The organism is Undibacterium sp. Ji83W (assembly GCF_049340385.1).
Lineage (GTDB): Bacteria > Pseudomonadota > Gammaproteobacteria > Burkholderiales > Burkholderiaceae_D > Undibacterium.
Map to the genome: position 1 here is coordinate 143,492 of NZ_JBMPOZ010000011.1, position 13,380 is coordinate 156,871.

Below are 13,380 nucleotides of genomic sequence, written 5' to 3' on the forward strand. Positions count from 1 at the left end.
GAATACTATTCTAGAACATTTTTCTGTGTCAAGCGGTTTACTAGCGGGCGAGCTGCGGTATCATCGCCATCGAACGATTCTATTACTCATTATTTGGCAGCATTGATTTGGCTACAGCAGACGTCCTCGAACGCAATTACCCCGGCAGGCGTGCGCAGTTAAAGCGCGATATCCTGCTGGGTGCCCTCGCATGTTTTAATGAACATGGCCTGGACCTGACCACGATAGACATCATCAAGCAGCACTGTGACACCAGCGTCGGCAATATCTATCACCACTTTGGCAGCAAAGAAGGCCTGGTGGCAGCCTTATTCTTTAGCGCGCTGGAAGACCAGGCGCGCTTGCTGGCAGACTATCTGGACAAAGCCCAGACGGCGCAAGAAGGAGTGGCAGCAATTGTCTGCGCCTACGTTGACTGGGTGACAGAGCAGCCTGAGCTGGCGCGCTTTCAATACCAGGCGCGGGCAGCGATCGCCAAAGGGCCGCAAGCAGATGAATTGTCAGCCAGGAACCGCACTCGCAATAAAAACATGCACGCATGGTGGGCAGCACCCGGCAGGCGCGATTTGATCAAACACATACCGGATGATTTGTTGCCATCGCTATTGATAGGGCAGGCAGAAAATTATTGCCGCGCCTGGTTGTCGGCGCGGGTAAGTACTTCACCAAAAAAATACCGCGAACACCTGACGCAGGCGGCGTGGAATTCTTTAGCACCCGTAACCTCAGCAGCGTCTGTAGGTACGATTAGCGCAGCGTAATCGTACAAATTGCACAAATGCAAGCGCAGGGATTGCACGATAATTTCAGCAGTTTGACGTACAACATCCCTGGGATTACGCTATGCTTGTTGCCGATACGGAGTCCAAAAAATAAAAGGTGTCCTACACAAATTGACAGCAACATTTCATGGGCATAAGCCACAGACCGCATGACACAAATATCCAACCATCAAAAAGAGCTTGCAAGGCATACGGCCCTTGCATTTCAAGCCGATAAGCCGCCAATCTTTCATTTCTGGGACGACGACCATACAAGCGATATATATGTCATGAAGGCACCGGATCGCCCACAAATTGGTGTTACGTCTTATGCGACAGTTGGCTTGTCCGCGCGGCCATTGATACATGAGGGAAAAGAATTTGAAACGCGGGTGGAGATTGTCAGCGCTTGCGGCTCAAATTTCCCAGATTTTAGTAATGTCCTGGCGACACTCGCATTTTGTGTCATCAATTCAAAATGGTTTTGCGCGCCCGGGATAATTTTTCCGGATGTGTTGAGCATGTATGGCTTGTCGGACACAATGAGTGATATTTACTTCGCCCATCCATTCCTTTGGGATGATCGTTTCAAATCAGTTACCATGCATGAACACCATGTTGCCTGGCTATTGGCCGTACCCGTTTCTAGGGAAGAGAGCGCTTTTGCACAGGAATTCGGGTCTGCAAGATTGGAAGCAATTTTTTCTGAGCGAGATATCGATATTTTCGATTTGAATCGGAAATCTATCGTGTAAAGGGTACTTTAGGGGGCGTTACGACGCACCGTTTATTTATATTCTTGAATATGCTGTCATCCAAATTAATCTCTTTGCTGGGAAAGCATGAAAATGATCCCGATGTCTTGCAAGTCATTGCGCTTAATCATTTTCTCGATGTGTATGATGAGCCACCATATTGTCGTTACATTGGCTCAAAGGAAAAGGGGACAGACTTGCTTTTTGAAGAGCACCTTTTGGTTGATGTTCAATTCTTTATTCAGAAGACGAAACTCTATTCGGCATACTATAGTGTGCTGCCGTTTGGGATACAAAGTGGCATGTCGCAGCAACAGGTACACGAGTTGTTAGGGATGCCTGACAAATTTCATCTAACCGATAGTCGATATTTTATGCGCGAAAGCAATCTTCAGGTAGTGCTTGCATTTGATAGTGCTGGTATCGTGAGTTACCTAAGTGTTGCTCTGCCTATGTAGCCCTGTAGGTTGCGTTGCAACGCAACCTACAGGATGATGTGGCTGGACGCATTGACATTTTCAACAATCATATCTAAGAAGGTTGGAGGCTGTGAAAATCAAACAAGAAATACATCAGGACCGGTATGCCATTGCGCTTCGCTTTTTGGCATCGCCGTGACGTAGGGCGCATTGCAATGCGCCGCATGGTATGTCAAAGTTTCGGGAAAAAGATTTGTACCGTACATGACGCACACGTACGGTGAACATATATTGCGCTCTACGATTATCTTTTGCGCGTCTCATTCTCAATCTCATTAATTGGATGAGGCCAAACTGCGCCTGGCAGTCTGCAACTTTTGCATGTCCACCCGCTGCAACTCCACCTGATCAAGCCTCACGAATACAAAACCCTGCTTCAAGGTCTCAGCCAGTGCCACTGCCAAGCCCTCGGCAGAGTCGGATGCTGGTTTATTCATGTGTGCAATGATCACATCACCGGCTTGCAGGCGTTTGAATTGATTAATGATGGCTTGCTTGCGCAGCGTCGCGCCCTGGTCTGCATTCAAGGAGAAACCAGCGATCTTGTAACCCATGCGCTTGATCTCATCCATCGCCTGTGGGTCATATTTGGCGCTGGCACCGCGATACCATTGTGGCGTCGTGCCCATGGCGCTGGTGATGGCTTTGGCACCTTCTGTGACTTCGCGTTGCAGGCCAGCGATGTCGGGTTCACCCGTCAGTCCATAGACTTTTCTGCCGGGGCCTATGATGGCGGGGATGTGTTTTTCACCGTGGTCTTCGACATCAAACAAATCCAGGTTGGCCTTGATGATGGCAACGCCCTGAGGATTTTTATCCAGCCATTTCTTGGTCACAAAAATGGTGGCGGGGATGCGCTTGCGTATCAGGAAGTCCAGCAACTCTGCATCAAACTTGCCCGAACAGGCATCCAGCGTCAGCGCCACTTTTTTGTCTGCGATTTTGTTTGTGCTAACAGGCGTAGCGATGCGGTTGTGCACCTCTACTGGCATGGCCAGCACAGATGAGCCCCAGGCAATACAGGCCAGAGCGACGAAGAATGAAAAGCATGCAGGGCGGCTGATGCGAAAAATCATGTTAAATAAACTTATTTTTTCTATAAGCCGCGAGTATACGTAATTGCTGTCCAGAAGCAGCTTTAATTACATTTGGTAAAACTACAGGAACGTAGATAGTGTGTGCCAACGTACAGACCCGTCAGCCGTCGTGCTTTAGTATGGATGCACGTTGCAAAGAGCTGTATCACCTGGCAGATAAGCCAGGGAGCAGAGCGAGGCACGTCTTCGAACCTGTTTGCGATCTGTAGCGAGCGAGCGTCAGCGGGTTCAGGGTAACAAAAACGCAGCGCAAAAAGCGGAATGTACTCTGGTACATGAGCATTTTGAGCAGCGCATGAGGCCCGATCGCGTTCGCGCAGTAAGATCGTAAACAGGTTATTAGACCTATGTCATCCACGGATGTAGATCCACCGTACAGATAGTACGGGCGTTTATGTCAGTTTGGGGGACTCTAAAAGAACCTGCCAGTGGCAGGTTTTTTTTCGTCCTGGATCAATGCTTAAGCTAAAACGATTGCGAGATGAAGCGTGCTTGGCACCCTGCAAATTTACCCAGGCTACCGACCTTGCTACTTTGCATGTACGGCTGATTTTTCTGCTGCTTTAATTATCTATTTGACAAACTATTCGCGATGACTTAGGGTAGCTGTTTTCTTCCGTCAAGAGTTTCCGTTTATGAAATCCAAATTTGTCTTGATCAGCATGGTGGCCGCATTGTCGGCAACCTCGCTTGCATCTGCTGCTGTTACTGCCCCCAATAGCGGCAGCATCAAAGTCGAGGGAGACGCCAAAGTTTCTACCCTGAATGGCGTTGGTGGCAGCCTGAATGAAAACGGGAATATCCTTGAACTCAAAAATGGTGAGTTAAGCCTGAATGGCATCGTCGTCTATAAAAAGAAGGGTGTGCTCAAGGTACGGCTGGTACACAACGGCGAGAACTTCAGCCTGACAGTTAATGGTAAGGATGTGCCACTGCCTGCGATTAAGCAGGCACCGGCATTGACATAAATACCAAGAGCCAGTATCGGTTTGCAGCAGGCTGGCACCGGCTTTCTGTCTGCCGCTATTCCTTCTTTTTCGTATCAGGACAAGTCGCCGGCATGTTGCGCTGCTTCAGCAAGTTGACCAGGGGCTGGTTGTCGCCATTGATGGCTTCTGCATACAACTGATAACCATCGTCGTACTCCCCGGCTTCTGGACAGATAAAATCCTTCAACTGCTGGTCGCTGAGTTTATTAAGAACCTCCACCACTGCCGGTGAAACGTGGGTGTAAGCGCTCATGACACCATTGCCGTCCTGGTTCAACCGGCGCAGATTGGCACCGCTTTGTATCAGGTAAGCCAGCAAACCGGCACCGCCATCCGTGGCACTTTCCAGCCCACCTTTGATGCGCAGCCTGTGGGCCAGCGATTCTGCTTCCTTGCCATTCATGTCGCGCAGGCGTGACTGTATGCGTTTCTTGTCCGCTTCAGTGTAAGTTCCCATATCAGGAAAAGAAAACCGTTGCAGCGTCCAGCTTTGCTGCGGCGACAGCATACTCGTATCAGCAGGGATGGCGTAGGGATCAACGCCTGCATCCAGTGCATATAAAATGAGTTCAGCCTTGCCGCTTAGCATCGCCAGCGATAGCAGGGAACGTCCGTCAACCACCATTTTCATCTCCACGCCATGCGCTTGTAAATAGCGTAAAGTGTTCAGCAATTGATCTGCATCTGCCGCTTGCCCATCCGGAAATATCTCCCACCATGACGGTGCGTTCTTTGCGATGCCGGCATAAGCGTACCTTGTGGAAGGGCAGGTCAGCGACAGCTTCTGCTCGAGAAACACATCGAGCAAGCCGGTATCCATGCGCTGCAATACCGGGTTCAGGTAGCTACAGTAAGCATTGTCCCCGGCATTCTGTGCTAACAGGTCTGTCAACATGGCACGCATGGCGATGGCGTCCGCCTTGGGCAATACGCATTCTTCCAACACCCGCTTCTTGGTCTCGAAGTCGTGCCTGCCTGATGCCAGTTCTGTTTCCAGCACAGCACGGTCACCGTCACAGGCACTGATGCGCAAGAGATTGCGCTGCCAGTTACCCTGCTCATCTTGAGCGACTTGTGCTATGTCGTAGTTCTTCTTCGATTGACTGATCTCGTGCATGACATAACTCGTCCCCATGCTTCCACCCATGCAAACCGGAAAAACCAGTAAAGGCGAAGCCAGCGCAATCAATAACCGCGGCAAGAAATTCTTCTTCAGCTTGACAAAAATCACGATCATCGCGATGACACTAAACAAGAAACTGCCAACGGCTGCGACGATGAGTTCTTCCAGGCCAGTGCTGGGTGCAAAGGCAAATGCAGTGCTGGTGAATGAGAAACAGAATAGTGTGAAAAACAGGCGGGTCAGATTTGCTGTATTCGGCCTGGCAGGTACAGGAAACAAGCTTGGGGTGCAGCGATCTTTTTTTGTGGTCAAGGTGTCGTCCGCTTTATGTACAGTTATTCGCAGTTCTTGGGTGTGCGTGAAGACTATCGGCAATGAGGGAACTTACCGATAGCTTTATGACTATAACATGTTGTGGAACGGCTCTGACAATTGATCCAGTGACTTCAGGCTGTAAAGCTATGGATGACTTCAATCTCGCCAACAATGTTTTCATTCATCAGTTCTACATCTTCAGCCGGTATCCACCATTCTGTGTGAATGGCACCTCCAACTGTCTCGATTGGATACTTGTCCATGAAACTTTTGTTGACTTCAAAGCGCGTCACATAACCTGCACCGCTTGCGGCTACATTCCAGTCCCTGGCAATCTGTATCGCATATTCAGCATTCGTCACCGGATAGAAAATTGGCTGTTCCGGTAAACGGGGCGGCCATTTCTTGTAGCCGCTGTCACGCACCAGTGCCAGTTCTTGGGGGCCGGTGGGGCGGTAGAGTGTGACGGTGGTGATGTTGTGCGCAGTCATGATGAGTTTTTTTCGGGGTGTTGATGTGCATACTATAATTTACTTATTTTTAAATTGCAACTAACTTGGTTGTAATTTTAATTTAAGTTGCTGGTGAAATGTAAGTGAGACTATTCAGATGTCGCTTGCAAGACTCTGAAATTTGTCGATATTGGTGGGGGGCGACTAAGGCCACCAGGCTCCAGCCTATGCTGGAGCGACGACTCTGAGATTGGCAGCAGTATTGTTGATGGTGCGTTTAACAGAAATGCTCTACAAAACACATATAACAAATCCATGGCGCGGCATGTTGCATCAGCCGCGTGCCGCGCCCTTGAACCTAGTCCAAACCTATCCCCGTTTCACCTTATCCCTCTCCTTCACCGAGCGCATCAAGACCTTCCACTTTGACCTTGCCGCTATCCTGTCGAGCGGGGTTTGCTGGTTGCGGCGGGTTTCGCGTAGCAGTTTCTGGTAGTTCTTTAGCCTGTCTTCATCCACCACGGCACGCACGGCGCAGCCAGGTTCGCTTTGGTGGCTGCAGTCGCGGAACTGGCATTCTGCGGCCAGGGCATCAATGTCGGCAAAGCTGGCACTTAAAGCTTCTTCGTCGAGATTGAGTTGCAGGGTGCGCAGGCCGGGGGTGTCGATGATGCAGGCACCGCCAGGGCACAGGTGTAGTGAGCGTGCGGTGGTGGTGTGCTGGCCACGGCCATCGGTGGCACGCACGGCACCGGTATCTTGCGTGCTGCTGGTCAGGGTATTGGTCAGCGTCGATTTGCCAGCGCCGGATGAACCCAGCAAGATCAGCGTCTGGCCCGCCGCCATCCAGGGGGCCAGCATGTCTGCGGCCATGCTGCTTTGGCCGTTGACGGCAAACACAGGCACGCTGGCGGACAGGCGTTGCTCTACCTCTGCCAGGCGCGCTGGGGCATCTGCATGCACATCGGCCTTGGTCAGTACCACCACAGGGGCAACTTCGGCGGCGTGTACCAGCGCCAAATAACGTTCCAGCCTGCGCAGGTTGAAGTCACTGTCCAGCCCCATCATCAGCAGGGCAGTATCGATATTGCTGGCCAGGGCTTGTCGCCGCCCTTCATTATTGCGCCGTGCCAGATGCGTCAATGGTGGCATGCGGGCGATGAAGTGGTAAGCGTTAGCCGTATCTCCACTGATGTTGCTGAGCAAGCCCCAGTCGCCAACGGCCAGGCTGTCATCGTCTGCTGCCAGTTCATGCAAGAGGCGCGGCAGGGCGCGTGCCTGCAAAGTATTGTAGCCATTGTGAACGACCAGGCTGTCGCGGTGCACTTCAGTAATACGCACCATTTGCAGCGTGGCAAGGGTGGCAAGGGTGGCAAGGGTGGCATCGTCGCCGGCGTCAGCATAATCTGCTGCCAATGCATGTAACTGGTTGGCGATAGCAGGTGTCAGGCCGATCAGGCGCAGGGATGCGAAATCAAAATTGATCATGATAAGTGTGTGTCCAGATTCAGGCGTGCATCGTTTTTGGATGCACTAAACCATCCCGCAGGCACGGTAAAAAAACCGGGGCGTGCAGGAACGAAAAAAAGAAAATGGAAGTCGGCGCGCGATCAGATGCGCATCAGCACACTCATGAAATCAAATTAAAACTTGGAAGCTCAGGAGCGATGTGGGCAGACCAGGCAGCCGACAAGAGGGCAATATCCGTGGTTCTCATGATGTTGTCTCCTGTGGTAGTTGATGGAAGTGGTAGTGTGCCAGCAGTGGGCGAGGGCGTCAAGGGGCAAACCCTATCAGGGTCTGCAGCCCACCACCAGGCCGGAAATGTCAGGTACATCAAAAATCGATGAGCGTGCTCAATTCGATCAAGCCTGCACCTATCAGTTTGACGATCAGGTCGCTACCAGTAACAGCGCTGGCCATGCCGGGTTTGTGCTGGTAAAAATAAGTACCCGCAGCTTCACCATTATTGACGGTGACCACAAATGCTTGTCCACTATTACCAAGCAGGGGAATGCCGGCGGCAGCTATACTGAGATCTATATTGTTTGCCAGACTGGATAAGTCGGAACTGTTGACGCTGATCTTGTTCAGTGAGCTCGCTATGATGCCAGTTGCGAGCTTGTCGCTACCAGTCACATTGAAATTACTGATGGTCGCCAGCGCGGTCTTGATATTCTCTATAGTCGAGTTGTTAATCTTGATTTTGTCACTGCCAAATCCGGTCTTGGCTAGTTTGATATTGCTTGGGGCGGTGGTGGCCGTGGCAACAGTGAAATTGCCAGCTTTTCCTTCCGCTTCAATGACATCAATCAAGCCACCGCTACCGCTCAGCCATAAAGTGGAATCTGGTTTGGTGACATAGACTGTGGTTGAGCTATGGCTGCGGCTGGAGCCAAGATCTACGAGGCCCGTACCGCCAATGTTGACAGTAACAGCCCCAGTTCCCATGAACTCGTAGTAGCCAACACTATTGCTGCCGGCTGTAGTCAGGTTGATGTTGCCGTCCGTGGTCATCTCAAAGAAAAAAGCACTGGCTTTGTTACCCACACCGGTGATGTCATATGACCCGGTGCCATACAAAGTAACGGCTCCACTGGCACCACTCAGATCGAGTTTGGTTGCAACGGCACTGTAGATGGAGTGTTCCTGGGTATTGATATCCTTGATACTTAACGTGCCGCCTTTGTCATATAGATTGATGGTGGAAAATTGGCTGTTTTCAATCGTAAACTTGCTGTTGCCACCAAGAGCCAGGCTACTGGCTTTAACGCCAGTGATACTGACATCTTGTCCGTTGTAGGCGTTCACGTGATTATTTTTTGTGCCATACAATGAGATAGAAACAGCGCGCGATGGCGATATGTCGATGCTGTTGTCAGTCGTGTCTCGCAGAATAATACCGCTTATACCTGTCATGCTGGCTGTAGTCAGTTTGGTATAGCCGCTGTCGGTAATTTCCAGTATGTGCTCACCAGTGCTGGCATTGCTGAAGTTCAGGTTGGCACCTGTCAAATTGGCGGTAGTGCTCTTGACCAGCGACCGCGCCAGCTCGGAAGTCTGTATTACACTCTGGTTGGCCCCGCCCAGGGTAACGGTCGAATTTCCAGTAATATTATTCAGGTTTACAGTCTGGCCGGAAAGGCCACCCAGTACGATATTGTCGCCACCAGTGAGTTTATTGACATTGATGGTCTTGAAACTGTTGAGGAAATCACTGCCAGCATTGCTGGTATCTGCACCTGCTTGCAGATTCAGGGTTTGCACGCCGCTGATGACCGTAGCGTTGTGCGATACGGGTGAAAAAAAACTGTTTACATTCAGTGCAACAGACGCACCATTGCCAGTCAGGCGCGTACTTGCTGCTAGCAACTGACTATCATCCGTTGTGAAATTGAAATCGCCAATTTTGCCGGTATTATTCTGACCAGCTAGTACAGGCACAAGTGTAATCCCCGCCAGTTTGTCGCTACCAAAGGGCGCATTAAAAACCATTCTTTCTGCCGTAATGCCCAAACTGTTGATCGCATTAACACCGCTGGCATTGTCAATCACTGGTGCCAGCCAGTTCTTGGCCAGATTGAATACCGTGCCCCCCATGCTATACGCATACGCCGTCACAGGGTCAGTCGCCAGTTTTTGAGTAAATGCAATCGCCGCTGCATTTTTGGATTGCACCGCTATCTGGTCTGCACCTGTGGCACCGTTCAAGATCGCAATCGCTGCGGCACCTATGCTGACCTTGCCGGATTTGATCTGGCCACTCCAGTAAGCCAGGCCATCAGCGTCCGCCTTGTGGTTGAACAGATTGTTGTACAAGGCATTGATGGTTTGTTCTGCTGTGAACCCTGCAAAGGCAGTAGCATATTCTTTTTGTTCAGAAAAGCTTTGCGCGATTTGCAAGATACTCAGGTTCGCATCCTTCCAGTAAGCAAGGCCAGCCTTGTCGGCAGGGCGATTGAAATAAGCAATGTACAAATTCTGGATCTCGACTTCGGTAGCCATGTAAAAACCTTGTTGCTGAGTAGAAGATGGTGGCAATGTCATGCCAAAAGAATCGGCATCATCGCAAAAAAACGGGGGATTGTATACATGCGGGCGTCTTGCCCTATTGAGTATCGCTGCGCCCGATACGGCAAATGAGACTGGCCTGCTAACCGACACCTGCGTAAGCAAGTGTCGGTCAGTTGTGAGTAGGGTAATGCGCCGTGCCCACCGTTGCAGGTATCAGCAACGGTAAAAATGGCTCGCACGGCGCACCACTACTAGTGGAATTTCAGCACATGAATATCGTGTACAAATTTCAGAATACTTAAGGAGCCAGATTCAAGTCCTGTTCACCGACACCCCACCATCCACCAGCATGGAACTACCCGTCATGAAAGACGAAGCATCTGATGCCAAAAATAGCGCCGCCTGCGCGATTTCTTCCGGTTGGGCCAGGCGCTTCAAGGCATGCAGGCTGGCGGCCTGGGCCATTGCTTCAGGCGTGTGGTTCATTTCATGCGCCATGGGCGTCTCCGTGCCGCCCGGTAGCAGGGCATTGACGCGTATGGCCTGTGCACCAAATTCTGTCGCCAGTGCCTGCGTCAAGCCTGTCAGGCCAGCCTTGCTGGCAGCATAGGCCGCTGCACCCGGGAAGCCGACGGTGTGGCCGACAAAGGTCGAGGTGAAAATCAGGCTGCCACCGCCGCGCTTCAGCATGGCAGGGATTTGATATTTGGCACCAAAAAATGCGCTGTTCAAATTGGTGTCCAGCGCATCTTGCCAGCCTGCTGTGCTGATTTGCGGCGTCGCCCCCAGTTCACCCATCGTCCCCGCATTATTGAATGCAATGTCCAGACCGCCAAATTCATTGACGGCAAAATCGACCAGGGTCTGTGCATAGGCTTCATGGCGCACATCACCTGCAATACCAACGGCACGGCCACCTGCTTGCCGTATTTGCGCCACCAGACTATCAAGCTCACCCTGCCGACGCGCACCTGCAATCACTGTCGCACCTTCGCTTGCAAATAGCAGTGCTGCTGCGCGGCCTATGCCAGAACTGGCACCGGTGATGATGGCTATTTTGTTGCTCAAGATTGTCATGCTGTGTCCTCTTTGCTTCTGGTTATTAAGAGTCAGCAGTATTGGTTTTGATGCGAGGCCTGTCTCGCCAGAAACGGACTGGGAATTTTAAAAAAGACTATGCATGTGCCAGCGAAATGCTTGGCCTGAAGGCTATGCATGTAGGAAACCGCCGACCTGATTTTGAGAAGGCAGCCATTTAATTTTCCGTGGCGGATTGTTATCCTTCACTTATTACAGATGCGCAGATGCGTAAAAACGCACATCAATTTTTTCAAGAACATCTTATTATCAGGAGCAATCCATGGCTGGATTTACACTTGAATTTATTCCTCATTTTAATCAAATCAATTTGGGCAGGCGGCTCGCAAGACCTGGCCGGGCAATGCTCTTTTTGAGTTGCATGGCAGCAGCGGCAACAGCTTCTACAGCATCTACGGCATCTGCGGCTGATACCACCTCGTCCAATATGTCGCCTGCGCTGGATCGTTTCAGCGTGTCAATCGGCGCTCTCAATGCGGATACCAGCTTTCAGCTCGGTGTCAATACCACCTCAGGCCGGTATGAAACGCCGTCTTATGATGGTGAAAGAGTGACCATACCCAGAGTGAGGGCAGATTTTTTGCTGGGTCACAGCCAGGGTATTTCTCTCGACTATTACCGCTACGATAAATCCTACTCGTCCAACCTGAATGGCAGCACCACCCTGAATGGCCAACCCTTGAGCGGCACTGCCGCACTTGCCGCAAAAGCCCGGCTGGAAATCGGCCAGGTGGCTTATAAATGGTGGATGGGTCAGGGCTCGGATGTTGTCGGGCTGGGCTTGGGCGCGGCCTATTACAGGGCAACGGTCGATGGGACAGTGACAGGCTCGGTGACAGGTACAGCTTTGCCCGGTCTGAGCGCCAGTGATAGCGATAGCTTCCAGCGCAGCACATTTGCACCCTTGCTTGAAATTGGCTGGCGTCATGCCTTCTCGCCATCGACGCGCATGTTTGCAGAAGCTTCTGGCATCAAGAAAAATGGTGGCAGCATCAATGGGCATATCTACACGGCTACTATAGGTGCGGAGTGGTTCCCGGTGGAGAATGTCGGCATCGTGGCAGACTATGGCATCTCCAGAATCAGCCTCACTCGTGACCTTGGCCGCGAAGACAGTGCGCAACTGAACCTGCGTTTAAACGGACCGTCGGTTTATTTGAAGGCGCGGTTTTAAAAAAGTCGGGGTTTGTTCACAGTGAAAATAGACGGTGAGAAGGCTGCCTGGCATTGCTTCTTTTAGTGGAGAGAATACGGTGACACCAGGCTTTGAAAAGAGCCGTCATGTAGGGTGCATTGTAATGCACCGTATGTGATCGCAATAAACGGCAATGCCATTTACCTGCGGATGCGGAAATTACATGCGGCGCATTATAATGCGCCCTACGTCACGGCAATGGCTAGCATCGGGACATGCTAAGTCCGTGCTCTGAAGGTGGCGCTATGCACACCACTTTTATTTCTGTCGATGCATACGACGGTGCGCATGGCGTACCCTACTTTTCCAGCAAGAAATTCGACACGGTCTGGCTGCCCAACTGTACCGGCGATTCCGTCTCATCCTTCAACGCCACTCCCGTCATCCCGCGCTTGCGGGCTTCTGTCAGCAGGTAATGCAATTTATACGCGGCGGTGTCGTAGCTGAGACCATCCGGACGTATGTTGGAGATGCAGTTGCGGGCAGCGTCCGTCAGGCCTGGCTGAGGTGCCCAGCTCAGGTAGGCACCCATGCTGTCGGGCGAACTCAGGCCCGGTCTTTCACCTATGAGTAGCAGCACGGCACGTGCATTCAGCAAGGAAGCTATTTCATCGCCGATGGCGACCCTGGCTTGGGTGGCAATGACGATGGGGGCCAGGCTCCAGTTGTCTGGCGTGAGTCTTGTCAGCAAACTTGCCATGAAGGGCAGTGCGTTTTGTGCAACGGCGGGGGCTGATAAACCGTCAGCAATGACGATGGCGAGATCGCTGGCTGGCGATGACAATTGCCCCAGATGCTGTCGTGCTGCTTCATTCAATCTGCGGCCAAGGTCTGGTCGTTGCAAATAAGTATTGCGATCATGTGCTGCGCTGTTGACGTGCAGGCTGGCATATCCAGCAGCTTGCAAAGCCTGCGCTAGTACATCGACATCCAGGGCCTGATGCACCGCATCACGGGCGCGCGCATGGTCGAGCTGGAAAGCCAGTTGCGCATTGGTGGGCACACTGACACCTGCGCGACCCAGGGCGATGCGTGCCTGGGTGAATTGGCGCAGGGCTTGCCAGGGGTTGGCGTGGACTGGTGGCTTGGGTGGATTCATTGA

12 protein-coding genes are annotated in these 13,380 nt (G+C 51.7%); 5 read left to right on the forward strand and 7 right to left on the reverse strand.

The genetic code is table 11. The features are described 5' to 3' along the window. Positions 1–107 precede the first annotated feature (107 nt). From ACO0LD_RS18715 to ACO0LD_RS18725, 3 genes are all read left to right on the forward strand, one after another. Positions 108–761: a TetR/AcrR family transcriptional regulator gene (locus ACO0LD_RS18715; RefSeq protein ID WP_423009534.1), complete on the forward strand. Its 654-nt coding sequence runs from the start codon at positions 108–110 to the stop codon at positions 759–761. 170 nt (positions 762–931) lie between these two features. Beyond that, the gene (locus ACO0LD_RS18720; protein WP_423009535.1) at positions 932–1,516 is read left to right on the forward strand and encodes a suppressor of fused domain protein; all 585 of its coding nucleotides are present in this window, start codon (positions 932–934) and stop codon (positions 1,514–1,516) included. Positions 1,517–1,566: 50 nt separating this feature from the next. Continuing rightward, positions 1,567–1,974: a hypothetical protein gene (locus ACO0LD_RS18725; RefSeq protein WP_423009537.1), complete on the forward strand. Its 408-nt coding sequence runs from the start codon at positions 1,567–1,569 to the stop codon at positions 1,972–1,974. A 296-nt stretch (positions 1,975–2,270) separates the two neighbouring features. Here the strand turns inward: ACO0LD_RS18725 and ACO0LD_RS18730 are convergent, their stop codons facing one another. Continuing rightward, entirely contained in the window at positions 2,271–3,071 is an 801-nt protein-coding gene (locus tag ACO0LD_RS18730) for a polysaccharide deacetylase family protein (protein ID WP_423009539.1), read from the reverse strand. A 656-nt stretch (positions 3,072–3,727) separates the two neighbouring features. Here ACO0LD_RS18730 and ACO0LD_RS18735 point away from each other — a divergent pair. Then, the gene (locus ACO0LD_RS18735) at positions 3,728–4,060 is read left to right on the forward strand and encodes a hypothetical protein (protein ID WP_423009541.1); all 333 of its coding nucleotides are present in this window, start codon (positions 3,728–3,730) and stop codon (positions 4,058–4,060) included. Between the two features lie 55 nt (positions 4,061–4,115). On the opposite strand, the gene ACO0LD_RS18740 is transcribed toward ACO0LD_RS18735, so the two are convergent. The 5 genes from ACO0LD_RS18740 to ACO0LD_RS18760 form a co-directional block, all read right to left on the reverse strand. Continuing rightward, a complete protein-coding gene (locus tag ACO0LD_RS18740; protein ID WP_423009543.1) occupies positions 4,116–5,516 on the reverse strand; it encodes a hypothetical protein in 1,401 nt (466 codons plus the stop codon). 134 nt (positions 5,517–5,650) lie between these two features. Continuing rightward, a complete protein-coding gene (locus ACO0LD_RS18745; protein ID WP_423009545.1) occupies positions 5,651–6,010 on the reverse strand; it encodes a hypothetical protein in 360 nt (119 codons plus the stop codon). A gap of 330 nt (positions 6,011–6,340) precedes the next feature. Beyond that, positions 6,341–7,459 carry a ribosome small subunit-dependent GTPase A gene (gene rsgA, locus ACO0LD_RS18750; protein WP_423009547.1) on the reverse strand — a complete coding sequence of 373 codons (1,119 nt, stop codon included), beginning with the start codon at positions 7,457–7,459 and terminating at the stop codon, positions 6,341–6,343. A 348-nt stretch (positions 7,460–7,807) separates the two neighbouring features. Next, positions 7,808–9,976, reverse strand: coding sequence for a DUF4214 domain-containing protein (locus tag ACO0LD_RS18755; protein ID WP_423009549.1), 2,169 nt, complete (start codon positions 9,974–9,976; stop codon positions 7,808–7,810). Between the two features lie 321 nt (positions 9,977–10,297). Beyond that, on the reverse strand, positions 10,298–11,062 hold the full coding sequence (locus ACO0LD_RS18760) for an SDR family oxidoreductase (protein ID WP_423009551.1): 765 nt from the start codon (positions 11,060–11,062) through the stop codon (positions 10,298–10,300). 382 nt (positions 11,063–11,444) lie between these two features. On the opposite strand from ACO0LD_RS18760, the gene ACO0LD_RS18765 reads away from it, so the two are divergent. Next, on the forward strand, positions 11,445–12,257 hold the full coding sequence (locus ACO0LD_RS18765; protein WP_423009553.1) for a hypothetical protein: 813 nt from the start codon (positions 11,445–11,447) through the stop codon (positions 12,255–12,257). A 319-nt stretch (positions 12,258–12,576) separates the two neighbouring features. Here ACO0LD_RS18765 and eutC read toward each other — a convergent pair whose 3' ends face one another. Further along, on the reverse strand, positions 12,577–13,377 hold the full coding sequence (gene eutC, locus ACO0LD_RS18770) for an ethanolamine ammonia-lyase subunit EutC (RefSeq protein WP_423009555.1): 801 nt from the start codon (positions 13,375–13,377) through the stop codon (positions 12,577–12,579). Positions 13,378–13,380: the final 3 nt, after the last annotated feature.

What these genes read in the sequence shown, in the direction of transcription:
- ACO0LD_RS18765 (WP_423009553.1), top strand. Translation starts at nt 11,445, where the DNA reads ATGGCAGCAGCGGCAACAGCTTCTACAGCATCTACGGCATCTGCGGCT.
- ACO0LD_RS18760 (WP_423009551.1), bottom strand. Translation starts at nt 11,062, where the DNA reads ATGACAATCTTGAGCAACAAAATAGCCATCATCACCGGTGCCAGTTCT.
- ACO0LD_RS18720 (WP_423009535.1), top strand. Translation starts at nt 932, where the DNA reads ATGACACAAATATCCAACCATCAAAAAGAGCTTGCAAGGCATACGGCC.
- rsgA (WP_423009547.1), bottom strand. Translation starts at nt 7,459, where the DNA reads ATGATCAATTTTGATTTCGCATCCCTGCGCCTGATCGGCCTGACACCT.
- ACO0LD_RS18725 (WP_423009537.1), top strand. Translation starts at nt 1,567, where the DNA reads ATGCTGTCATCCAAATTAATCTCTTTGCTGGGAAAGCATGAAAATGAT.
- eutC (WP_423009555.1), bottom strand. Translation starts at nt 13,377, where the DNA reads ATGAATCCACCCAAGCCACCAGTCCACGCCAACCCCTGGCAAGCCCTG.
- ACO0LD_RS18730 (WP_423009539.1), bottom strand. Translation starts at nt 3,071, where the DNA reads ATGATTTTTCGCATCAGCCGCCCTGCATGCTTTTCATTCTTCGTCGCT.
- ACO0LD_RS18745 (WP_423009545.1), bottom strand. Translation starts at nt 6,010, where the DNA reads ATGACTGCGCACAACATCACCACCGTCACACTCTACCGCCCCACCGGC.
- ACO0LD_RS18735 (WP_423009541.1), top strand. Translation starts at nt 3,728, where the DNA reads ATGAAATCCAAATTTGTCTTGATCAGCATGGTGGCCGCATTGTCGGCA.
- ACO0LD_RS18755 (WP_423009549.1), bottom strand. Translation starts at nt 9,976, where the DNA reads ATGGCTACCGAAGTCGAGATCCAGAATTTGTACATTGCTTATTTCAAT.